This is a genomic window from Emcibacter sp. (genome assembly GCF_963675455.1).
GTDB lineage: Bacteria > Pseudomonadota > Alphaproteobacteria > Sphingomonadales > Emcibacteraceae > Emcibacter.
Window position 1 is genome coordinate 2,566,877 of sequence record NZ_OY776217.1, and the last position, 22,863, is coordinate 2,589,739.

The 22,863-nt window shown below is 54.4% G+C and carries 21 protein-coding genes; 13 read left to right on the top strand and 8 right to left on the bottom strand.

The genetic code is table 11. The features are described from left to right. The first annotated feature begins 19 nt into the window (after positions 1-19). The gene (locus ACORNT_RS11900; RefSeq protein ID WP_321390954.1) at positions 20-1,195 is read left to right on the top strand and encodes a PQQ-dependent sugar dehydrogenase; all 1,176 of its coding nucleotides are present in this window, start codon (positions 20-22) and stop codon (positions 1,193-1,195) included. Here the strand turns inward: ACORNT_RS11900 and ACORNT_RS11905 are convergent. Continuing rightward, complete coding sequence (locus ACORNT_RS11905; protein WP_321390956.1) at positions 1,192-2,052, bottom strand: ATP-binding protein; 861 nt, start codon at positions 2,050-2,052, stop codon at positions 1,192-1,194. The two genes, ACORNT_RS11900 and ACORNT_RS11905, sit on opposite strands and share 4 nt — an antisense overlap. 163 nt (positions 2,053-2,215) lie before the next feature. Between ACORNT_RS11905 and yajC the strand changes: the two genes are divergently transcribed. From yajC to ACORNT_RS11925, 4 genes are read left to right on the top strand one after another with little or no spacing between them, the layout of a single operon-like run. After that, a complete protein-coding gene (gene yajC / locus ACORNT_RS11910) occupies positions 2,216-2,551 on the top strand; it encodes a preprotein translocase subunit YajC (RefSeq protein ID WP_321390958.1) in 336 nt (111 codons plus the stop codon). A 17-nt stretch (positions 2,552-2,568) separates the two neighbouring features. Next, a complete protein-coding gene (gene secD, locus ACORNT_RS11915) occupies positions 2,569-4,182 on the top strand; it encodes a protein translocase subunit SecD (RefSeq protein WP_321390960.1) in 1,614 nt (537 codons plus the stop codon). Between the two features lie 13 nt (positions 4,183-4,195). Then, positions 4,196-5,143 (top strand): protein translocase subunit SecF, encoded by a 948-nt coding sequence (gene secF, locus ACORNT_RS11920; protein WP_321390963.1) that lies wholly within the window; start codon positions 4,196-4,198, stop codon positions 5,141-5,143. Positions 5,144-5,152: 9 nt separating this feature from the next. Beyond that, on the top strand, positions 5,153-5,530 hold the full coding sequence (locus tag ACORNT_RS11925) for an Mth938-like domain-containing protein (RefSeq protein ID WP_321390966.1): 378 nt from the start codon (positions 5,153-5,155) through the stop codon (positions 5,528-5,530). Between the two features lie 62 nt (positions 5,531-5,592). Here ACORNT_RS11925 and ACORNT_RS11930 read toward each other — a convergent pair whose 3' ends face one another. Together ACORNT_RS11930 and ACORNT_RS11935 are read right to left on the bottom strand one after the other, a co-directional pair. After that, the gene (locus ACORNT_RS11930) at positions 5,593-6,081 is read right to left on the bottom strand and encodes a urate hydroxylase PuuD (protein ID WP_321390969.1); all 489 of its coding nucleotides are present in this window, start codon (positions 6,079-6,081) and stop codon (positions 5,593-5,595) included. Positions 6,082-6,101: 20 nt separating this feature from the next. Beyond that, entirely contained in the window at positions 6,102-6,278 is a 177-nt protein-coding gene (locus ACORNT_RS11935; protein ID WP_321390972.1) for a hypothetical protein, read from the bottom strand. 124 nt (positions 6,279-6,402) lie between these two features. Here ACORNT_RS11935 and ACORNT_RS11940 point away from each other — a divergent pair, with 124 nt between their 5' ends. After that, entirely contained in the window at positions 6,403-7,281 is an 879-nt protein-coding gene (locus ACORNT_RS11940; protein ID WP_321390976.1) for a phytoene/squalene synthase family protein, read from the top strand. Here ACORNT_RS11940 and trmFO read toward each other — a convergent pair. The 3 genes from trmFO to uvrA form a co-directional block, all read right to left on the bottom strand. After that, positions 7,267-8,631, bottom strand: a complete 1,365-nt coding sequence (gene trmFO, locus ACORNT_RS11945) for a methylenetetrahydrofolate--tRNA-(uracil(54)-C(5))-methyltransferase (FADH(2)-oxidizing) TrmFO (RefSeq protein ID WP_321390979.1) — start codon at positions 8,629-8,631, stop codon at positions 7,267-7,269. The genes ACORNT_RS11940 and trmFO overlap by 15 nt on opposite strands. Positions 8,632-8,694: 63 nt before the next feature. After that, complete coding sequence (locus ACORNT_RS11950) at positions 8,695-10,272, bottom strand: methyl-accepting chemotaxis protein (protein ID WP_321390982.1); 1,578 nt, start codon at positions 10,270-10,272, stop codon at positions 8,695-8,697. Positions 10,273-10,611: 339 nt separating this feature from the next. After that, positions 10,612-13,455: an excinuclease ABC subunit UvrA gene (uvrA, locus tag ACORNT_RS11955; protein WP_321390984.1), complete on the bottom strand. Its 2,844-nt coding sequence runs from the start codon at positions 13,453-13,455 to the stop codon at positions 10,612-10,614. Positions 13,456-13,627: 172 nt separating this feature from the next. Between uvrA and ssb the strand changes: the two genes are divergently transcribed. Continuing rightward, entirely contained in the window at positions 13,628-14,128 is a 501-nt protein-coding gene (gene ssb / locus ACORNT_RS11960; RefSeq protein WP_321390987.1) for a single-stranded DNA-binding protein, read from the top strand. Between the two features lie 116 nt (positions 14,129-14,244). Continuing rightward, a complete protein-coding gene (locus tag ACORNT_RS11965; protein WP_321390990.1) occupies positions 14,245-15,120 on the top strand; it encodes an imm11 family protein in 876 nt (291 codons plus the stop codon). A gap of 22 nt (positions 15,121-15,142) precedes the next feature. Here ACORNT_RS11965 and ACORNT_RS11970 read toward each other — a convergent pair whose 3' ends face one another. Then, positions 15,143-15,853, bottom strand: coding sequence for a GH25 family lysozyme (locus ACORNT_RS11970; protein ID WP_321390992.1), 711 nt, complete (start codon positions 15,851-15,853; stop codon positions 15,143-15,145). A gap of 71 nt (positions 15,854-15,924) precedes the next feature. Next, complete coding sequence (locus tag ACORNT_RS11975; RefSeq protein WP_321390994.1) at positions 15,925-16,338, bottom strand: hypothetical protein; 414 nt, start codon at positions 16,336-16,338, stop codon at positions 15,925-15,927. 473 nt (positions 16,339-16,811) lie between these two features. Between ACORNT_RS11975 and gyrA the strand changes: the two genes are divergently transcribed. From gyrA to tgt, 5 genes are read left to right on the top strand one after another with little or no spacing between them, the layout of a single operon-like run. Next, positions 16,812-19,568, top strand: a complete 2,757-nt coding sequence (gene gyrA / locus ACORNT_RS11980; RefSeq protein WP_321390997.1) for a DNA gyrase subunit A — start codon at positions 16,812-16,814, stop codon at positions 19,566-19,568. Between the two features lie 3 nt (positions 19,569-19,571). Beyond that, positions 19,572-20,087 (top strand): pantetheine-phosphate adenylyltransferase, encoded by a 516-nt coding sequence (gene coaD, locus ACORNT_RS11985; RefSeq protein ID WP_321391000.1) that lies wholly within the window; start codon positions 19,572-19,574, stop codon positions 20,085-20,087. A 27-nt stretch (positions 20,088-20,114) separates the two neighbouring features. Next, entirely contained in the window at positions 20,115-20,645 is a 531-nt protein-coding gene (locus tag ACORNT_RS11990) for a peptidylprolyl isomerase (RefSeq protein ID WP_420717570.1), read from the top strand. 8 nt (positions 20,646-20,653) lie between these two features. Then, complete coding sequence (gene queA / locus ACORNT_RS11995; RefSeq protein WP_321391006.1) at positions 20,654-21,694, top strand: tRNA preQ1(34) S-adenosylmethionine ribosyltransferase-isomerase QueA; 1,041 nt, start codon at positions 20,654-20,656, stop codon at positions 21,692-21,694. After that, entirely contained in the window at positions 21,691-22,833 is a 1,143-nt protein-coding gene (gene tgt, locus ACORNT_RS12000) for a tRNA guanosine(34) transglycosylase Tgt (RefSeq protein WP_321391010.1), read from the top strand. The genes queA and tgt overlap by 4 nt, the downstream gene beginning before the upstream one ends. Positions 22,834-22,863 lie beyond the last annotated feature (30 nt).

Sequence of the window (22,863 nt, forward strand, 5' to 3'; positions counted from 1 at the left end):
ATCTGAAAAGGATCAAAGAATGAAATCTGTGGGGAAACTGTTATTTGTGTTTGTGACCGTGGCGATAACATCCGGCGCCGGGCTCGAACCTTTACCGGGCAGGATTGCGGATCATTATGAGACTGAAAAGGGCGCCATTGAAGTCGAGGTCATTGCAAGTGGTCTGGAATTTCCCTGGGCAATAGCTTTTCTGCCTGACGGCTCGGCTCTGGTGACTGAAAAACCCGGAACTTTGCGTCATGTTAACGGTCACAAGGTTTCCGCACCCGTGAAAGGCGTCCCGAAGGTCCATTATGACCGCCAGGGCGGACTTCTGGATGTGGTGGTGGATCCGGATTTCGGTAAAAACCAGACCATATTTTTCACTTATGCCGAACCGAATGAAGACGGGACCATAGCTGGCACAGCCGTGGCCCGGGCCCGGTTGGTTCTGGGTTCAACTCCGCACCTGGAAGACCTCAAGGTTATATTTTCGCTGCCAAAGAAAAGCGAACTCTCCGTCCATTTCGGCTCCAGAATTGTTTTTGCCGATGACGGCACCCTGTTTGTGACCATTGGCGACCGATATATCTCGGAGGAAAAAGGAATTGGCATGAGGGCCCAGGACCCGTTTGATCCGGCAGGTTCTGTGATACGCATCAACAAGGATGGTTCAATTCCGGCAGATAACCCCTATGCCGACGGCAAATCCGCTCATCCGGCCGTCTGGTCCATCGGCCACCGTAATCCCCAGGGGGCCGTCTGGAACAAACAGACCAATTCCCTGTGGACGGTTGCCCATGCCGCCCGGGGCGGGGACGAGATCAATCACCCGGAAGCCGGTAAGAACTATGGCTGGCCGATCATTACCTACGGGGTGAATTATAACGGGGAAAAGATCGGCATCGGCACCCACAAGGAAGGTATGGAACAGCCGGTATATTACTGGGATCCCTCCATCGCGCCGTCCGGGATGGTTTATTATGACGGCAAGGCGTTCCCCGACTGGCAGGGTAACCTGCTTGTTGGTGCCCTGAAGGATGAAATGATCGTAAGGCTTGAGCTGAAGGACGGCAAAGTTGTCCACGAAGAGCGGATGCTGCAGAGCAAATATGGACGTATCCGTGACGTGCGTCAGGGCCCGGACGGTTATCTCTATTTTGTCAACGACGTACGCAAAGGCAAGCTGTTGCGTATCAGGCCTGCCGGAAACTAGTCCAGGCTTACGCCCTTCCGTCCGGCCAGGTCCTGTATATATTGCCAGGCCACACGGCCGGAGCGGGAGCCGCGGGTTGTCGCCCACTCCTTGGCTTCGGCATGGGCGGCGTCCTTGTCGGTGGGGATTTTATAATGGTCGATATAGCTGTCGACCATGCGCAGGAAGACTTCCTGCGGGCAGCTGTGAAACCCGAGCCACAGGCCGAACCGGTCGGACAGGGAGACTTTTTCCTCAACGGCTTCCGAGGGATTGATGGCCGTCCCGCGTTCATTCTCCATCATGCTTCTTGCCATCAGGTGCCGCCGGTTCGATGTGGCGTAGAAGATCACGTTTTTCGGCCGCCCCTCGATGCCGCCTTCAAGAACGGCCTTCAGGGATTTGTAGGTGCTGTCTTCTCCGTCGAAGGATAAATCGTCGCAGAAAAGAATGACCTGCCGGCCGCTGTTGCGGATGATTTCCAGAAGGCGGGGCAGGGTCGGGATATCCTCCCGGTGAATTTCCACAAGGGCAAGTTTTTTCTCGAGGGTTTTGTTTAGTTCCGCATGCAGAGCCTTGACCAGCGAGCTTTTCCCCATGCCGCGTGCGCCCCACAAGAGGGCGTTGTTGGCCGGCAGCCCCTGGGCAAACTGTTCGGTATTGCGCCTCAGGATATCACAGACATGATCTATGCCCTTAAGCAGATCCAGATTTATATGATTGACGTTGACGATTCTCTGCAGCCGGTCAGGCTCAGTCTGCCAGACAAATGCAGCGCCCTCATTAAGGCCGACACGGCCGGTTTTTTTGGGGGCCATCCGGTCCAGAGCATCTGCGATCCGGTTGAGCAGGGGAAGAATATCTTTATCGTCAGTCATTTCTCTCATCCTTGATTAAAACTGCTGTAGCATAGAAAAGCACCCAGTCAAATAATTTCCGCCTTGTTTTTTGACGGGGGTCACCCTATATCGGACTGAAGATTGAAAAAAAAAGCAGGGACGTTATAGTGCCTGCATCCAATAAGACAAAAGGGAAGTCAAAATGTTGATATCTACTGCATACGCACAGGACGCGGCAGCCGGCGGCGATCCGATCATGAGCTTTCTCCCCCTGATCCTGATCTTTGTTGTTTTCTATTTCCTGCTGATCCGTCCCCAGCAGAAACGGGCCAAGGAACATAAACAGCTTGTCGAAGGTCTGCGCCGCGGTGATGTAGTGGTTACTTCGGGTGGCCTGATCGGTAAAATCGCCAGGGTAATCGACGACAATGAAGTCGAAGTGGAAATTGCCAAGGATGTGAAAGTCAAAGTCATGCGCAGCATGATCGCGACGGTCCAGGGCAAACCTGAACCTGCCAACGACACTGAGAAAAAATAAACAGACGGGATAAACCCATGCTGAACTTTCCCCGCTGGAAGGTCGTACTCATTAGCCTTGTATCATTATTGGGGATACTGGCGGCCGTACCCAACTTTATGACGGAAGAACAGGCAGCGGCGCTGCCCTCTTTCCTGCCAAGCAAACAGGTAACTCTTGGGCTTGACCTGCAGGGTGGGGCGCACCTTCTGGTGGAAGTGCAGGCGGACACCATACTGGAAGATCGCCTTCAGGACAAAAGCGACGAAGTCAAGGATGCCCTGAGTACGGAAAAGATCCGTCACCGTCGACGTGTCCGTGATGGCAAGATTATCGTGACCCTGAATAACCCGGCGGAACATGAGCGGGCGGTATCCCTGATCAACAGCGAAGCCAAGAATACAATCGGTGCCTCTATGACATCCATAGGATCAGACGATATTCTGGTCACTGATCTGGGCAACGGCATCATTGAAGTGAGCCAGACCGAGGCGGCGATTAAGGAATACAAGCGGCTGACCGTGGCCCAGTCCGTGGAAATCGTTCGGCGCCGTATCGATGAAATGGGCACCAAGGAACCCTCGATCCAGCAAAACGGGACGGACCGGATATTGATCCAGGTGCCGGGCATCGATGATCCCCAGAAACTGAAAGAAATCCTGGGAAAAACCGCCAAAATGGAATTCCGTCTGGTGGACCAGTCTGTCAGCCCCGATGATATCGCCCGTGGTCGAGTGCCACCGGGGACAGAAATTGTGCCCGCCTCAGATGAGGACGTCGCCGCCGGTGCACCGCCCTATGCAGTGCGCAAGCGGGTTATCCTGTCCGGTGAAAACCTGGTGGATGCGAGCCTCGGTTACGACCAGAACGGCCAACCGGCGGTGAGCTTCCGCTTTGACAGTGCCGGAGGCAAAAAATTTGCTGATACAACCCGCAAGAATGTCGGCAAGCCTTTTGCCATCGTGCTGGATAACAAGGTGATCAGCGCACCCCGTATCAACAGCCCGATCCTGGGCGGATCCGGTATCATTACCGGTAATTTCACTATCGAGAGCGCCAATGAACTGGCGTTGCTGCTCCGGGCCGGCGCCCTTCCGGCACCATTGAAAATTCTGGAAGAACGGACTGTAGGTCCGGATCTGGGTGCTGATTCTATTGCTGCCGGTGAAGTTGCCGCCATGATCGGTCTTGCGGCGGTGATGATCTATATCCTGATCTCCTATGGCTTCTTTGGCGTCGTGGCCAACGTGACCCTGGTGGTCAACATTTTCATGATCCTTGGTGTGCTTTCAACACTTGGGGCGACACTGACCCTGCCGGGTATTGCCGGGATTGTTCTGACCATCGGTATGGCCGTGGATGCCAACGTGTTGATTTTCGAGCGTATCCGGGAGGAAATCCGTGCCGGACGAGGGGCGCTTGCCGCCCTTGAACAGGGGTATGCCCGTGCTCTCAGCACGATCCTGGATGCCAATGTGACGACCTTGATTGCTGCCCTGATCCTGTTCCAGTTTGGGTCCGGACCAGTCAAAGGCTTTGCCGTTACCCTGGCCTGCGGTATCTTTACGTCTGTTTTTACAGCGGTCAGCCTGAGCCGTTTGATCCTTGCCACATGGGCCCGCAAGCGGCGTCCTGAAACGCTGAAGCTATAGAGGGAGCCTGAGAATGTTACTGAAACTGGTTCCAGAGAAAACCAATGTCAAATTTGTGAATTACCGGATGCTGGCCTTTGCCATGTCTCTTGCCCTGGTAATTGCCTCCATCGCCCTGTTTTTTACCCACGGGTTGAGTTACGGCATTGACTTCAAAGGCGGCGTGCTTATGGAGATCAAGACCGAACAAAAGGCCGACCTGGCGGCGATCCGACAGTCGGTCGGCGACCTTGGTATGGGGACGCCGGTGGTTCAGGAATTCGGTGCCGACACAGATGTGTTGATCCGCCTGGAGTACCAGGACAACAAGTCGCTTGAGGATATTGTGAAAGAGGTCAAGCAAAGCCTCGATCAGAATATCGACGGCGAGGTCAGCTTTCGACGGACGGAAACTGTTGGGCCAAAGGTCTCCGGCGAACTCGTTGAGGATGGCATTCTTTCGGTATCCCTGGCGGTGCTGGCGGTGCTGGTCTATATCTGGTTTCGCTTTGAATGGCAGTTTGGTCTGGGGGCCGTGATTGCCCTGGTGCATGACGTTTTACTCACCATTGGCCTGTTCTCCTTTATCGAAATGGAATTCAACCTGTCGATTATTGCGGCGATCCTGACCATTGTCGGTTATTCCCTCAATGATACGGTGGTCGTTTATGACCGGGTGCGGGAGAACCTGCGTAAATACCGCAAAATGGAAATGCTGGACCTGCTGAACCTGAGCCTGAACGAAACCCTGTCGCGGACAATCATGACGTCGGTGACAACCCTTCTGGCCCTGGCAGCGCTGTTCTATTTTGGCGGCGAAAACATCCATGGCTTTACCGCTGCCATGATCTGGGGCGTGTTTGTTGGAACCTATTCTTCAGTCTTTATTGCCTGTCCGGTCCTGCTGTGGTTTGAGATGCGCCGGGAACCGGACAGCGAGATCCCGGAAGGCATGGAAGTTCTGCCGCCTGAAAAGGGGTAATACTGCCCGATGAAATTTGAAGAGGCAAAAACCCAGTCCGAAACAAGCATTTCTGCCTACGGCAACGGCGGGTTCCGGATTGGCGAAGACCTTCGTGTGGAGGGTTCGGTTCTTCTGACGCCGCAAGGCTATTATCCCTGGGATGTAACCTCAAAGGAACAGATGAGCACAGAATCTTTTGCACGCATCATCGAAATGAGTGAAGACCTGGAGCTTTTGATCCTGGGAATGGGCGAGAATATGGCTTTCCTGAAGCGTGATCTTAGAAGCCATCTGGAAAGCCACGACATAGGTGTCGAAGTGATGGCTACCGGTGCGGCAGCACGGACCTATAACGTACTTCTTCTGGAGGGGCGACGGGTGGCGGCGGCCCTGATTGCGGTCTGAATTCGTCACTAAAAAAGGCCGGTAAAACCGGCCTTTTCCAATTTCATAATGAATCTTATGTCTTATCCCAGTCCCACTGAATTCTGATAAGAAATCATGCTGAACAACATGGGGATGGACAGCAATGTGTTGGTGCGGGAGAACAACATCGCCCGGCGGCCGGCTTTCGGTTTGGCGTCCGCCTCTGCCTCCACAATACCCAGCGCTATTTTCTGATTTGGCCAGATGATGAACCAGACGTTGAAAGCCATGATCAGGCCGAACCACATGCCGAAACCGATGTCAGGCTGTTTCAGCGTCAGGGCTTCTACCAGATAGCCGTTCATCCAGGCCAGCAGGAGACCAAAGACTATGGTGCTTAATGCACCCCAGCGGAACCAGAACAGGGCCTCTGGCGCAATGACTTTGCTGATGGCCGGTTTCTGTTCGTCGGGAATTTTCGACATGCTCGGGATCTGAATGAAATTAAAATACCAGAGGATGCCGATCCACATCACACCGCTGAGAACATGGAGATATCTTACGAGAAAAAGTCCGAATTCATGTGTCATGATATTTGCTCCCCTATTATCTATTTCATCATGTCGGAGACAGCTTTCGCGGCGTCCGGCTGATCTCTGTTTTCAAGGTAGTTTGTTGCAAATACCATAATGATGGTAAGTACAATGCCCGCGACAATTGTCAGCGGCAAGGATTCAAGTATTTTGCTCATTTTGTTTTTAGTCCCTATATTTTTGATTCCGCCCATAATACTCCGGGGAAATCTCCCTCTATCCCTTCTCAGGATGGGATAAGGTTAACAGTTTCGTAACGTTTCGTCAAAAAACGTTTTTTCCGGTTGGTTAGACTTGTTCTGAAGAACAAATTGCGGCATGAAAGAGAAAATTCAGAGCCAGGGTATGACAACACAGAAAAATACTTTCGGATATTGTGCGGAACAGGTCAGGCGTCAGGACCATGACAGGTTCCTGACGGTTTTATTTGCACCGCAGGAATTACGTGACGATCTTTTCGCCCTGTATGCCTTTAATCAGGAACTGGCGAGAATAAGGGAGACGGTTTCCGAGCCTGTGCTCGGAGAAATCCGGCTGCAATGGTGGCGGGAAGCCATTGATGAAATCTACGATGGCGCGCCGCGAAAACATGAAGTGGTTGACGCTCTGGCGAAAGCGGTCAGGACGCATAACCTTCCGAGGGAAATATTTCATCAGATCATTGAAAGCCGGGGGCAGGATATCTATGACGAGAATCCACAGAATCTGGGTGAGCTGATTGATTATCTCAGGGGTACGTCCGGCAATATCGCCCGGCTTGCAGCACAGGTTCTTGCCGACGGCGATACTGACCTGGGACAAAAGGCGGAAGACAGCGGGGTCGCCTGGGGATTGACCGGCATCGTGCGCGCCGTACCTTATCATCTGTCCCTGAGGAAAGTATTTCTGCCCGCAGACCGCATGGAGAAATATGGACTGTCACGGGACATGCTTGCCTCACCGGAAAGCCGTGGCCCCCTGGGCAGTGTCACCGGTGAACTCTGTGAACAGGCGACTATCTTGCTCCGGGAGATGCGGAGTGAGCGAAAAGATATCCCGTCAAGGGCCCATTCCCTGTTTTTGCTTAACTCCCTGTCGCGTAGTTATCTCAAAAGCCTGAAGAAGGCGGATTACAGTCCGTTCAATCTGCAGGAAAAGTCCGATGCCTTTTCCCGTCAGTGCCGCCTGATGCTTGATGCTTTTCTAAAGCGAGTCTAGCCAGGTCTGCAGATCGCGGAGCGCCCGGGCAGACTTCATCGGCTTGCGCTCGCTCTTTTTCAGCTTGCGGCCGTTGACCCGGTTGCTTTCCAGCGGCGGCATGATGCCAAAATTGATATTCATCGGCTGGAAGGTTTTCTGCTCCGGAAGTCCCGGGATATGGCCGCCGGTGATATGATTGATCAATGACCCGAAGGCGGTTGTGACCGGTGGCGATGTTATCGCCTGTCCCAGGCGCTCGGCGGCGGCGAAACGTCCCGCCATCAGCCCCATGGCGGCACTTTCCACATAACCTTCCACACCGGTCATTTGCCCGGCGAACCGAAGCCGCGGCATTTTCTTCAGGCGCAACTGATCATCCAGAAGTTCGGGGCTGTTGATAAATGTGTTCCTGTGCAGACCGCCCAGTCGGGCGAATTCCGCCTTTTCAAGGCCGGGGATTTTCCGGAAGACCTCTATCTGGGCCGCATATTTCAGTTTGGTCTGGAAACCGACAATATTATACAGTGTGCCCAGAGTATTATCCTGGCGCAACTGAACAACTGCATAGGGCCTTTCTTCGGAATGAGGGTTGTGCAGGCCCACAGGTTTCAGCGGGCCGAAGCTCAGGGTCTGGCGGCCACGTTCGGCCATGACTTCGATGGGCATGCAGCCTTCAAAATAGGGAGTATCCTTCTCCCACTGTTTGAAATCTGCCTTGTCGCCATCCACAAGATCATCAATCAGCTCATTATATTGCTCTTCACTCAGGGGGCAATTGATATAGTCTGCTCCTTCACCCTTGTCATAACGGGACTGGAACCAGGCCTTGCTGAAATCGATGCTGTCCTTGTAGACAATAGGCGCAATGGCATCGAAAAAGGCGAGGGAATCCTCTCCCGTCAGCTCAAGTATGGCGTTTGCCATTTTTTCCGAAGTGAGAGGGCCTGTGGCAATGATCACATTGTCCCAGTCCGCCGGCGGGATGGCCTGGACTTCCTCTCTTTTCAGCGTGAAGAGCGGGTGACTGGCGAGCTTGTTTTCCACATAACGGCTGAATTCTTCCCGGTCAACGGCGAGGGCGCTGCCGGCGGGGACTTTTGTGGCTGCCGCAGCTTCCATGATAAGGCTGTTGCAGCGGCGCATTTCTTCATGCAAAAGGCCGACAGCATTGTTTTCATGGTCATCAGAACGAAAACTGTTGGAACAAACCAGTTCGGCCAGACCATCGGTCTGGTGGGCGTCAGTATTCACGCTTGGACGCATTTCATGCAGGATTACAGGCACGTTGGTCTGCAGAATCTGCCAGGCTGCTTCAGAACCCGCCATGCCGCCGCCAATGATATGAACCGGTTTAATCTTGTATGTCATGAAAAATCCTTTTCTCCCGCGCTACATAGCACCGGAAGAAAAGGATGAAAAGGGCTTTTAGCTTTAGTTTCCTTTAAGGAGGTTCCGTATATCTTCAGAAAGTTTCTTGGCCATTTCATTAAGTTCCTGGGCTGCGGCCTGAAGCTCCTGGGAAGAAGTGCCGGTTTGCCCGATGATCTGGGTGATTTCACTGAGGTTCACAGACATGTTTTCTGATCGTCCGGCTTCCTGCTGGATGTTACGGCTGATTTCCGCAGTGGCGCCGCTTTGTTCATTCACGGCGTCATTGATAGCGCTGCAGGCATCACTAACCGTCTGAATGATGTCGGAAATTTTCAAAATGGCGTCCACAGATTTCTGGCTCGAATTCTGAATTTCCTCGACCCGGGTGGTGATATCCGTGGTGGCCTGGGTGGTCTGGGTGGCCAGGTTCTTGACTTCGGAGGCAACGACCGAAAAGCCCTTGCCTGCTTCACCGGCCCGGGCGGCCTCGATGGTGGCGTTCAGGGCCAGCAGGTTGGTCTGGCTGGCGATATCCTCGATCAGCTTGATCACGGAGCCGATTTCGCCGGCCGAGACGTCAAGGGTTTTAATGGTTTCCGAGGTGGTCTGGCTCTGTTCCACTGCCTGGCCGATGACTGACATGGAATGATTGATTTGTCGCTGGATTTCGGAAATATTAGCTGTCATTTCCTCGGTCGCGGCGGCGACATTCTTGACACTTGCGGAAGTTTGCTCCGCCTCGCTGGCGGCCTGGGACGCTTTCTCCTGGGCAGTGTCTGCCTGCTTGTTAAGCTGTTCCGACGTCATGGTAAGCTGGGTCGCAGCGGCTGAGACCTGTGACGAAATACTTTCCACTTCCTTTTCCACAACAGCCTGGGCGGTAATGATGTCCCAGGACAGCATGATACGACGATAATTCCCGCCTTTGCCATATATCGGATAGACCCGAAGCATCAGGGTTTCATCGCCCAGTTGTATGCGCGCCTCATGGGGCAGGTTGCTGGGATCGGCAAGAATATGTCGTTGCACTTCCGGCTTCTTGTGGAAAATGTCGATGGAGTTGCCGAGGATCTGGCCTGCCTTTACCGGCAGCAGGGCCTCGATCTTTTCCAGGGTCGCGAGACTGGTTTCATTGACATAGTTGATGGTGAATGTTTCCGGATCGCAGGTCATGATGTTGAGCGGCATTTTGTCGAGCATGTCCAGCAACTGACCTGTTTCCCGTTCAGTATTGACCCTGTCGGTCACCAGCGCCCAGGTTAGCAGGAAATGTTTGTCATCAAGATCCTGGACCAGCAGATCCAGATATTCCTCGCCCAGTGAAATGGTCGTGCTATACGGGAGGTTACCCGGATCTGCCAGAAGCTGTCGCTGATGTTCCGGGTTTTTATGGAAGACATCAATGCATGTACCAACAAGATTTTCTGCCTCGATGGGGATAAGATGCTGCAGCTTTTTCAGTGTTTCGATGCTGGTCCGGTTGGCCTGCGTCACCACAAAGGTTTCCTTGTCGCAGACCATTACATTGATAGGTATATTTTCTATTATCTTCCCCTGTAGAGAAGACATGTCATCTATGGATGACGACTTTACATTGACGGAATCGGAATCAAAAGGTCCCTTGGTTCTTTTTAACATGACGCCCCCTTGTCTGCCTGACTGCCTTTTTTGGCTATTTGAAGTTGAATAAGAACTTCTTTAAGTCATAATTTACCATAAAAATAATATGGTTAATATATGTATGATGGCATATGCAAATAGCAGAATTACATAGGTCATATGGCTATTCCGGTACTGTCGGAAAATTTGCCAAAAAAAGGCGCCTGCTTGGGGGAAGCAGGCGCTGGTCACAATGGAGATTGTATTGAGTAATAGAGTACTAGGTTTTACAGAATAGGTTGGGTATCTGTAAGGACTTCAGGATAGGGCGTTCATGGTTAATAAATGGTTAATGATAGAAAAAATATTATCTATATTCTATATTAGAGGTTTAAGATATTGGGCGGTATAGCTTATTTCTGACAAGGAAATTTCTTCAGGGCTGCCCTCGGCAATGATCTGGCCGCCGCCGTCACCGCCTTCCGGTCCGAGATCGAGAATCCAGTCGGCCAGTTTGATCACTTCAAGGTTGTGCTCGATGATAATGACTGTGTTACCCTGATCGACAAGATGCTGCAGAACCTCCATCAATTTGCGTACATCTTCGAAATGCAGGCCGGTGGTCGGCTCATCCAGGATATAGAGGGTGCGCCCGGTCGACCGCTTGGACAGTTCCTTGGACAGTTTCACCCGCTGGGCCTCGCCGCCGGACAGGGTGGTGGCGGCCTGGCCGATCTGAATATAGCTTAAACCCACCTTGTTGAGCATCTTGAGCTTGTCACGGATGGCCGGTACGGCAGCAAAGAACTCTACGCCGTCCTCGACGGTCATATCCAGAATGTCGGAGATGCTTTTGCCTTTATAAGTGATTTCCAGGGTTTCCCGGTTATAGCGTTTGCCGTGGCAGACGTCGCACTGGACATAAACGTCGGGCAGGAAATGCATCTCGATCTTGATCACCCCGTCGCCCTGGCAGGCTTCGCAGCGTCCGCCCTTCACATTGAAGGAAAAACGTCCCGGCTTGTAGCCCCGCGCCTGGGCCTCGGGCAGTCCGGCAAACCAGTCCCGGATCGGGGTGAAGGCGCCGGTATAGGTGGCCGGGTTTGACCGCGGGGTGCGGCCGATCGGCGACTGGTCGATATCAACAATCTTGTCGATATATTCGAGCCCGGTGATGTCGCCGTGAGGGGCGGGGATATTGCGGTTGTTATTGAGCTTGCGGGCCACAGCCTTGTAGAGCGTATCAATGACCAGCGTCGACTTGCCGGAGCCGGAGACCCCGGTGACACAGGTCAGGGTGCCGAGCGGGAAGGCGGCGGTCACATTCTGAAGATTGTTGCCGGTGGCTTCCCTGACGACAATCTGTTTGCGTTTCTTGCCGGCCATGTGACCCGGACGGCGTTCACTGGGCACGGGAATTGAGCGCACACCGGACAGATACTGCCCGGTCAGGCTGTTGGGATCGGCCATGATTTCTTCAGGGGTTCCTTCGGAAACCACTTCACCACCATGCACCCCGGCGCCGGGACCCATGTCGATCACATAGTCGGCGGCGCGGATGGCGTCTTCGTCATGTTCCACCACCAGCACACTGTTGCCCATGTCGCGCAGGTTCATCAGGGTTTCCAGCAGCCGGTCGTTGTCCCGCTGGTGCAATCCGATAGAAGGTTCATCCAATACATAGAGAACACCGGTCAGGCCGGAGCCGATCTGGGAGGCAAGCCTGATCCGCTGGCTTTCGCCGCCGGACAGGGTGCCGCTGTTCCGTGACAGATTCAGGTAATCAAGTCCCACATTATTGAGGAAGCCGAGCCGTTCGGTAATCTCTTTCAGGATACGTCCGGCAATCTCGCCGTGTTTCTCACTCAGATGGCCGGGCAGGGTGGAAAACCAGTTGAAACTGTCCTTGACCGAAAGCTCGGTGATCTGGCCGATATGCCTGCCGTCAACCTTGATGGCGAGCGCTTCCTGTTTTAGCCGGTACCCGCCGCAGGTCTCACAGGTGGCGCTGCTCTGGTATTTGCCGAGCTCGTCACGGATCATGTTGCTGTCGGTTTCGCGCCAGCGCCGCTGGATATTGCCGATTACCCCTTCGAAAGGTTTTTCGACCACATAGCTTTTGCGCCCGTCGATATAAATCATTTCGATCACTTCATCGCCGGAGCCATAGAGCAGCACATCCTGGAATTTCTCGTCCAGTTTTTCCCACGGGTAATTGGTCTTGAAGCCGTAATGGCGGGCGATGCTGTCGACGGTCTGGCTGTAATAAGGCGCATTGGATTTACCCCAGGGGGCGAGGGCGCCGTCCTTCAGGCTTTTCGATTTGTCCGGCACCACAAGATCCGGGTCGAAGTAAAGTTTTTTGCCGAGCCCGTCGCAGGTCGGGCAGGCGCCGAAAGGATTGTTGAAGGAAAACAGCCGGGGCTCGATTTCCTCGATGGTGAAGCCGGACACCGGACAGGCGAATTTTTCGGAGAACATCATCCGCTCGCCCTCGTTATCGCCACCCGCCATTTCGGCGATCGCCAGGCCGTCAGCCAGGTGGAGGGCGGTTTCCAGGCTGTCGGCGAGGCGGGTTTCCAGGCCGTCGCGGACCACAAGCCGGTCGACAACGACCTCGATCTCGTGCTTGAGCTTTTTATTCAGGGCCGGGACCTCGCTGAGCTCGTAAAACTCCCCGTCCACCTTGACCCGCTGGAAACCTTTTTTCAGCAGATCGGCAAATTCCTTGCGGTATTCTCCCTTGCGGCCGCGCACGATCGGGGCCAGCAGGTAAAGCCGGGTGCCTTCCGGGAGCGCCATCACCTTGTCGACCATCTGGCTCACCGTCTGGCTTTCGATGGGCAGGCCGGTGGCCGGGGAATAGGGCACGCCGATGCGGGCGAACAGCAGCCGCATATAATCATAGATTTCTGTCACAGTCCCCACGGTGGAGCGCGGGTTGCGGGAGGTGGTCTTCTGCTCGATGGAGATGGCCGGGCTCAGGCCCTCGATATGTTCGCAGTCGGGCTTCTGCATCATTTCCAGGAACTGGCGCGCATAGGCCGACAGGCTTTCCACATAACGACGCTGGCCTTCCGCATAGATGGTGTCGAAGGCGAGGGAGGACTTGCCGGAGCCGCTGAGGCCGGTGATCACCACCAGTTTGTCCCGGGGGATATCCACATCGATATTCTTGAGATTATGTTCCTTGGCCCCGCGCACGGAAATTTTGGTCAGCATTGTCCACCACAGTTCATTTTACCTAACTCTTTGCCAATTTGGGGGTTTTTGTCCATAAGTCAAGTTCTTATTTTGTTCTCATTAATTATTGCGGCTAAAAATGCTTTGCAACAGGCGAAGGTCCCGCTATGGTGAGGCAACAGCATAACATACCAAGAAAAGGAAATAACAGATGGCAGGTAGTGTCAATAAAGTCATTCTGGTGGGGAATCTGGGCCGGGACCCGGAAGTGCGCCATACACAGGACGGGTCGCCGGTGGTGAATCTGAGCCTTGCCACCTCCGAGACCTGGAAAGACCGGGCGACCGGGGAGCGCAAGGAGCGCACCGAATGGCACCGGGTGGTAATCTTTAATGAAAACCTGTGCCGGGTCGCGGAACAATATCTTAAAAAAGGCTCCACCATCTATATCGAGGGATCCCTGCAGACCCGCAAATGGACCGACCAGAGCGGTGTCGAGAAATACACCACCGAGATCGTGCTGCAGAAATACCGCGGCGAACTGACCATGCTCGGCGGTCGTAACGAGGGCGGCTCAGGCGGCGGTTTCTCCAGCGGCGGCGATGACTTTGGCGGCGGGTCCTCCGGTGGTGGTTATGGTGGTGGCTCCGGTGGTGGTGGATCAGCCCCGTCCGGCGGCGGCGGCGATATGGACGACGAAATCCCGTTCTAGGATCAGGGTTAAGTTTGAGAATTCAGAAAGCAGGCCTTAGGGCCTGTTTTTTTGTTGGCGGTGCGTTGGTATAAGCTTAGACTTTGTCGACCAGTTGTTGAGTGGGGGAATGCCGAATGTCAGTTTCAGGGAAATGGGTGGGGCGAACAGTATTTCTGATAGTTTTGGCCTTCTGTGCATTGGAAGGTTTTACGGGTCTGAACCTCACCGGGCTTGCTGGGAAAGTAAATTTTCAGGATGTTTTCATCACTCTCATCTTGGCGGCAGGGGCATATTTTTATTTTCCTCTCCTGTTCCGGAAAAGAAAAAAGAAAAAGCTCGTTAAGTACCAATATCATGAGATTGAGGATAATGGCTCCTATCTGATCTACATAGGTGAGCAGGGTCACTGCTATAAACCGCATATCGCCATGCCGGTATTTCATGGGAAAATTAAAGATACGCTCGAGGAAGGACTATTCAAGCAGCCGCGTAGTTCTTTCAAGGATCGTATCGTTGAAGACTTGCTTTTCGTGTCACATGCCGAGCAGGAAGAGGATATTCCTGAATTTTTTACTGCGGCTTCGGGGCGACTAAAGGTGATATCGGACAAATTCAAGAATCTGGTTGAAAATGCCAAGGTGGGCGAATTGGAGTTTCTGCCGGTTAAAATCAAATTGGCGGCCATGGACCCGGTCAGGGTTATCGATGGATACTGGATCATGAATATTATCGAGACTCTGGATGTAATTGATATGAAGAAATCCGATCTTAAGGTACAGAAAGATCCTGAAAGTAGGAGGAAGCTCTATTCCATTGAGGGCTGGCAAAAGCTGGTTCTCACAATTGATCAGATTGATGACGATCTATTCCGGTTGCCGGGCATGCGGAATCCTCTGTTTGTCTCGGAAAATTTCCTGAGAAAGCTCGAAGAGGCAGGCATCAGGAATGTGGAGCCAAAAGCCAAACACTTGGAAACCGGAAAAGAAAAATATCTACCGTATAAATGTTGATTGAATACACGCCTGTCGCAGATTATTGCAACGTCTCAAGAAACTCCAGCCGGCTGCCGCGGAACACATTCAGATCCACCACCTTGGGGATGCCGTCGACCCGACCGCGGTTGGCGAACTGCCAATAGCTCCAGGCGACGTCGCGGCTCGGGCGGAAGAAGATATTGCGGAACCACACCGGGTGGGCCGGGAAGTAGGCCATATGATAAGTGTCGTAAAAGGCCCGGGTCATATAGAGCAGCGGCTTCACACCATATTTCTCCTCAATGGCGGCGCTGAAGCGCAACAGGTCCGCCTTGAGAGTGGCTTCTTCGGGCCGCTTCTTGCAGTTGCCGCCGAATTCCAGGTCGAGCGCCGGGGGCAGGGTGCCCGGTTGCGCCGGCACGGTGGCCGTGAAATGGGTGATCTGGTCCTCCACCGGGCGGCAGAAAGTATAGAAATGATAGGCGCCGACAATGAAGCCGGCTTCCCGCGCCTCGCGCCAGTTTCCGGCAAAGTCACTGTCGGTGTGATCCCCGCCTTCGGTGGCCTTCATATAGACGAAGCTGAAGTCCCGCCGGTCCACCCTCTGCCAGTCGATGTCGCCCTGGTGATGGGAGACATCAAGGCCCTGGACCGGGAATTCCTCCCGGAATGGATAGTTGAAGCGGAAATAGCCCTGCTCGAAGGCATAATAAAAAGCCGACAGGGCGACGAGCAGCACAAGACATGACAGGAAAAGATATTTTCGCATAAGAAGGAGCCCCCAATTTCGTCCTCAGGTTGAAGACTATAAGCAAATTGCGGCGGCAATGGGGAGAGGTATCACCAGTCGGGAAAATAATTTTTTACAGAGGTGGAAACATTTTCCAGCTTAACACCCTGTCGATTTGGGATTTTAGGATAGCGTAAACTGGTATTGGTTATGAGTTTGATTCTGGTGAAAAGTCCCGCGGCGTAATGGTGAAGATATTCCTTTGTGTCTTCATTTTTCTCCATACCCTTTTCCAGCAGGTCATGAACTTCATAAAGTGCTTTGATTGCTTCAAAATGGTTTCCAAGGGAATAGTCTGCTTCGGCCTCAATAAGGCGTATTCGAGCAGCCAGAGATCCTCGTTGTTTAATTTTTGCGGCTAGTTGACGCGCAGTTGAAAAATCTCCCTCTACCATCAGGTCGTATAATCTGACCCAATTCATTGCGGCGCGTATCGCGTAATACAGGCGAGATATAAAATTCATTTAGTCCCCCCATTAAAGAAAATAACGAGTTTCTCCGCTTTTCTGACTAGATATTAGGTAGCAGCCTTCTCTCTTTCAAGGCTGGATTTCGCGGCATTCAGTCCAGATGACGTCGTGCCGCCAACCCCCTATATTCAATCCATCAACATAAGTCGGAAACCAGAGGTGAAACCGGAAAAATAGGCCTCCCGGGCGACTTGGGGAACCCGGACCGAGGCCGGCTGCGGCAGGGATCGTAAACCTGTAAAATTGGGGGCAGTGATCCTTGCCTGCGCCCCCCTTTCACATCGATATTTCCGATCTGTCCTACAACCTTCATAAATGTGCCATTTCAGGGCCCGTGATCCTTGCTTATGTGCCCCGGACTTGCTATCAATTGACCTTACGTTTGTCCTGTTTGACAGACAGCATTCGTGCTGCCGTAAAAAACAGGGTGAGGGACAAATACAAGAGTAAATATAAGGGACAATTCCTTGAGTGATAATGTCGTTCTAGACCCCACGGATCCGCACATCTCATCCATTACCATTGAGGAGGAAATGAAAACCTCCTATCTCGATTACGCCATGAGCGTGATCGTCAGCCGCGCCCTGCCGGACGTGCGCGATGGTTTGAAGCCGGTGCATCGCCGAATCCTCTACAGCATGTATGAAAACGGCTATGACTGGACCAAACCCTACCGCAAGTCGGCCCGCGTGGTCGGGGATGTCATGGGTAAATACCATCCGCACGGAGACAGCGCCATTTACGAGGCCATGGTCCGCATGTCGCAGGATTTCTCCCTGCGCCTGCCGCTGATCGACGGCCAGGGAAACTTCGGCTCCATGGACGGCGACAAGGCGGCGGCCATGCGCTATACGGAAGCCCGCATGGACAAGGCGGCCAGCGGCCTGCTGGAAGACATCGACAAGGACACGGTTAATTTCCAGCCCAACTATGACGAATCCGAGCATGAACCCATCGTTCTGCCGGCCCGGTTCCCGAATATTCTGGTTAACGGCGCCGGCGGTATCGCCGTCGGTATGGCGACCAATATTCCGCCCCATAACCTGGGCGAAGTTCTGGATGCCTGCTGCGCCATTGTCGACAATCCTGAAATTACCCTCGAGGAACTGATCGAGATCGTACCGGCGCCGGACTTTCCGACCGGCGGCCTCATCATGGGCTCCTCCGGGGCCCGTTCTGCGGCCATGACCGGGCGCGGTTCCGTGGTCATGCGCGGAAAGACCCATGTGGAGGAAATCCGCCAGGGGCGTATGGCCATTGTCATCACCGAAGTTCCCTATCAGGTGAACAAGGCGCGGATGATCGAGCATATTGCCGATGTGGTGCGGGCCAAGCGTATCGAGGGCATTTCCGAAATCCGCGACGAATCCGACCGCGACGGGGTCCGGGTAGTGGTCGAAATCAAGCGCGATGCGGTGCCGGAAGTGGTGCTTAACCAGCTGTTCCGCTACACCCCGCTGCAGACCAGCTTCGGTGCCAATGTGCTGGCCCTGAATAGCGGCCGGCCGGAGGTGATGAACCTGCGTCAGATTATTGAAGCCTTCATCAAATTCCGTGAGGAAGTGATTACCCGGCGGACAAAGTTCAAACTGGGCAAGGCCCGCGACCGGGCCCATATTTTGGTCGGTCTGGTGATCGCGGTGAATAATCTGGACAAGATTGTCGCCATGATCCGCAAGGCGCCCAATCCGGCTGCCGCCCGCGAGGCCCTGATGGCCGAGGAATGGGATGCGGTCGATGTGGCCGACTATATCAACCTGATCAACGAACCGGGACGCGGTGTGGTCGAGGGGAAATATATCCTGTCCGAAACCCAGGTCCGGGCCATTCTGGAACTGCGCCTGCATCGCCTGACCGCGCTGGGCCGGGATGAAATCGGCGGTGAGTTGAAAACCATTGCCGTCGAGATCGAGGAATATCTGGAAATCCTGCGCAGTCGTGAAAAGCTTTACGGCATCATGCGCGATGAATTCGTTGCCTACCGGGAGGCCTTCGCCACCCCGCGGCGCACCGAAATCGTGCCGGCTGAATTCGGTGACATCGATGACGAGGACCTGATTCAGCGGGAAGACATGGTCGTGACCGTGACCCACAGCGGCTATATCAAGCGGGTGCCGCTCAATACCTACCGCGCCCAGCGGCGCGGCGGCAAGGGCCGCAGCGGCATGCAGACCAAGGAAGAGGATTTCCTCCAGAATGTGTTTGTCGCCAATACCCATACGCCGGTGCTGTTCTTCTCCAACCTGGGCCAGGTCTATAAGCTCAAGGTCTGGAAACTGCCCCCGGGTACGCCCCAGTCCAAGGGCAAGGCGCTGATCAATATCCTGCCGCTGCAGCAGGACGAGACCATTTCCACCATCCTGCCGCTGCCGGAAGACGAGGACAGCTGGGGTGACCTGCATGCGGTCTTTGCCACCTCCAAAGGCAATATCCGCCGTAACCTGCTGAGCGATTTCTCCAACGTGCGGGCCAATGGCAAGATCGCCATCCGCCTGTCCGAAGACGACAAGCTGATCGGCGTGGCGGCCTGTGATGAAACGGATGATGTGATGATGGCGGCACGGGGCGGCAAATGTATCCGCTTTAACGCCACGGCGGTGCGCCTGTTCAAGGGCCGCAATTCAGACGGCGTACGCGGTATCCGGCTGGCCGAAGGCGATGAAGTGGTCTCCATGTCGATCCTGAAGAATACCGACATTGTCATGGAAGAGCGCGATGCCTACCTGAAATACGCCAACGCCCAGCGCCGCGGTGAGGAGCCTGAAATTCCGGAAGGCCTGACTGAAGAGCGGATTGCCGAGCTTCAGGCCCAGGAGGAATTCATCATCAGCATCACCGTCAACGGGTACGGCAAACGGACGTCGGCCTATGAATACAGGGTGACCAACCGCGGCGGCCAGGGCATCGTCAATATCGAAACCTCTGACCGTAACGGGGAAGTGATCGGGGCCTTCCCGATCGAGGTGCAGGACCAGTTGATGATGGTCACCGACCAGGGACGTCTGATCCGGGTACCGGTGCATGATGTGCGTATCGCCGGCCGGAACACCCAGGGCGTGACCCTGTTCAAGGTTGGCGATGATGAACATATTGTCTCTGTCGAGCGGGTGTCCGACACCGGTGAAGACGAGGAAGAGGTCGAAGAGGGCGAAGAGGGCGCCGCAGAAGGCGCCGCAGCGGAAACTCCTGAAGCCGGGGCACCGGACGGAACTACCGAGGACTAAGTCATGATCAAACGTCAGGAAAGTATTGGCCTGTATCCGGGAACATTTGATCCCATTACCCTCGGGCATATGGACATCATCAAGCGGGCGGCAAAGCTTGTCGACCGCCTGGTGCTGGGGATTTCCACCAATCCGTCAAAGAACCCGCTGTTTACGCTGGAGGAACGGGTGGAGCTGGTGCGCAGCGAGACGGCCTTCATCGAGAAGGAAAAGAATGTCATCATCGAGGTCAGACCCTTCAGCAGCCTGCTGATGACCTATGCCGAGGAAATCGGCGCCCATATGATCATTCGCGGCCTCAGGGCGGTGTCCGACTTTGAGTATGAATTTCAGATGACGGCCATGAACTACAAGCTTAACCCGGATGTGGAGACGGTCTTCCTGATGGCCGATCCATCCTATCAGGCCATTGCCTCCCGGCTGGTCAAGGAAATAGCCACCTTTGACGGTGATATTTCCGCCTTTGTTACGCCATATGTGCGTGAAAAAATGTTGGAAAAGATGGGCAAAGCTGTATAAACGGCACAATTCCAGGACGAACTTATGATGAAAAACCTATTTCGGGCGCTGATCGCCTATTTTTTACTATCCGCAGGAGCACATGCCATGGACCTTGAAAATACCCTCTATCTTGACCTCAAGGATGGTCGGGTTGTGATTGAACTCTATCCGGACATGGCTCCCAAGCATGTGGCCCGGATCAAGGAACTGACCCGCGAGGGGTTTTACGACGGCCTTAAATTCCACCGGGTGATCCCGGGCTTCATGGCCCAGACCGGTGATCCAAAAGGCGACGGCACAGGTGGCTCCGGCCAGAACCTGCCGGCTGAATTCAATGACAAGCCGCACCTTCGCGGTACTGTTTCCATGGCCCGCGCCATGGACCCCAACAGCGCCGACAGCCAGTTCTTCATCTGTTTCGAACATGCTCCGCACCTGGACGGTCAGTATACAGTCTGGGGCCGGGTGATTGACGGCATGCAGTTTGTTGACAATATCAAAGTCGGCGAGGGCCCGGGTTTTGCCGATCCTGACATCATTATAAAGATGCAGGTTGCTGCCGACGCAAAGGAATAAAACGACCCTTGAAAGTCGATCTTTTTGATTTCGAGCTCCCCCGGGAGCTGATTGCCCTTCGCCCCGCCGCACATCGCGACGGGGCGCGCTTTCTTGTGGTCCAGGGCAGCGAACTGTCTGATCGACGGGTAGCTGATCTTGTTGACTATCTGCGACCCGGTGACGTGATGATTTTCAACGATACACGAGTCATTCCCGCCCGGCTGACCGGAAAGCGTCGTGACGCGAAGATCCAGATCACCCTGCATATGAATGCGGGCGAGGGACGCTGGAAGGCCTTTGCAAAACCGGCCAAGAAACTTAAACAAGGCGATGTGATCAATTTCCGGGACCGGCTTTCGGCAGAAGTTATTGAAAAAGGCGAAGCCGGGGAGGTGACCCTGCAGTTTGATCGCCAGGGTGCCGATCTAAGGGCCGCGCTGGATGAAGTGGGTGTGATGCCTTTACCGCCCTATATTGCTTCCCAGCGGCCGGTGGACGAACAGGATCTTGCCGATTACCAGACCGTTTACAGCGAAAAGGACGGCGCCGTGGCGGCCCCGACCGCCGGCCTTCATTTCACAGACGAACTTCTGGCCCGGATTGATGAGGCAGGTGTGGAACGACTGACCGTGACCCTGCATGTGGGCGCCGGGACTTTCCTGCCGGTCAAGGCGGAGGATACGGAACAGCACAAGATGCATGCGGAATGGGGCGAGATTACCCCTCAGGTCGCGGACAGGATCAATGAAGCCCATGCCCGCGGCAACCGGGTGATTGCGGTCGGCACCACATCCCTGCGGCTGCTGGAATCGGCCACGGACGAGCAGGGCAGTACCCATCCCTTTTCGGCCGATACGGATATTTTCATCACGCCCGGTTATAAATTCCGCTGTGTGGATGTTCTGATGACCAATTTTCATCTGCCGCGCTCTACCCTGTTTATGCTGGTCAGCGCCTTCGCCGGTTATGACACTATGAAGGGCGCCTATGCCCATGCCATTTCAGAGGGCTATCGTTTTTATTCCTATGGGGACAGCAGCCTGTTGTTCCGGGAGGACCAGATATGAAAGACAATTTCAAGCTCAAAATCGAGGCCACAGACGGTGCTGCCCGCACCGGGGTTCTGAAAACCTGGCGCGGGGATATCCGCACGCCGGCCTTCATGCCGGTCGGCACGGCGGCGACGGTCAAGGCCATGAAACCGGAAACGGTGCGGGGGACCGGGGCCGATATCCTGCTCGGCAATACCTATCACCTGATGCTGCGGCCGACGGCGGAACGCATTCACAATCTGGGCGGCCTGCATAAATTCATGAACTGGGAGCGGCCGATCCTGACCGATTCCGGCGGATTTCAGGTGATGTCGCTGGCGCAGCTGCGGAAAATCACCGAGGAAGGCGTCGCCTTCCAGTCCCATATCGACGGCAGCAAGCATATGCTGAGCCCGGAACGCAGTATGGAAATCCAGCGGCTTCTGGGATCCAACATCGTCATGGCCTTTGATGAATGCACGCCCTATCCGGCGACAAAGAAGGAAACGGCGGACAGCATGCGGCTCAGCATGCGTTGGGCGAAACGCTCCTTTGACGGCTTTCATAACGGTTCAGAACATGCGGAAAAGAACGCCCTGTTCGGCATTGTCCAGGGTGGGGTGTTTGAGGACCTGCGGCAGGAATCCATCGAGGCGCTGAAGGATATGGGCTTCCAAGGCCTCGCTGTGGGCGGCCTGGCTGTGGGGGAGGGGCAGGAAGTGATGTTTGAGGTGCTCGACCATACCATGCCGAAAATGCCCGTCGATATTCCCCGTTACCTGATGGGCGTGGGTAAACCTGATGATATTGTCGGGGCTGTCGAGCGCGGTATTGACATGTTTGACTGCGTATTGCCGACCAGGTCCGGGCGGACGGCCCAGGGCTTTACCCGCCGGGGCACAGTCAACCTGAAAAACGCCCGTCATACGGACGATCCCCGGCCGCTGGACGAGGTATGCGGCTGCGATGCCTGCACCAAATACAGCCGGGCTTACCTCAGTCATCTGATCCGAAGTGGAGAAATCCTTGGTGCCATGCTTCTGACCGAACATAACCTGACCTATTTCCAGGACCTGATGCAGGGATTGAGGGAGGCAATTGCCGCCGGTAACCTGTCTGAATATACTGCGAAATTCCATGCACAGCGGGTCCTTGGCGATATAGATCCTGTGTGAAAATATTTTTTACAAAAAAGTGTCAGAAAA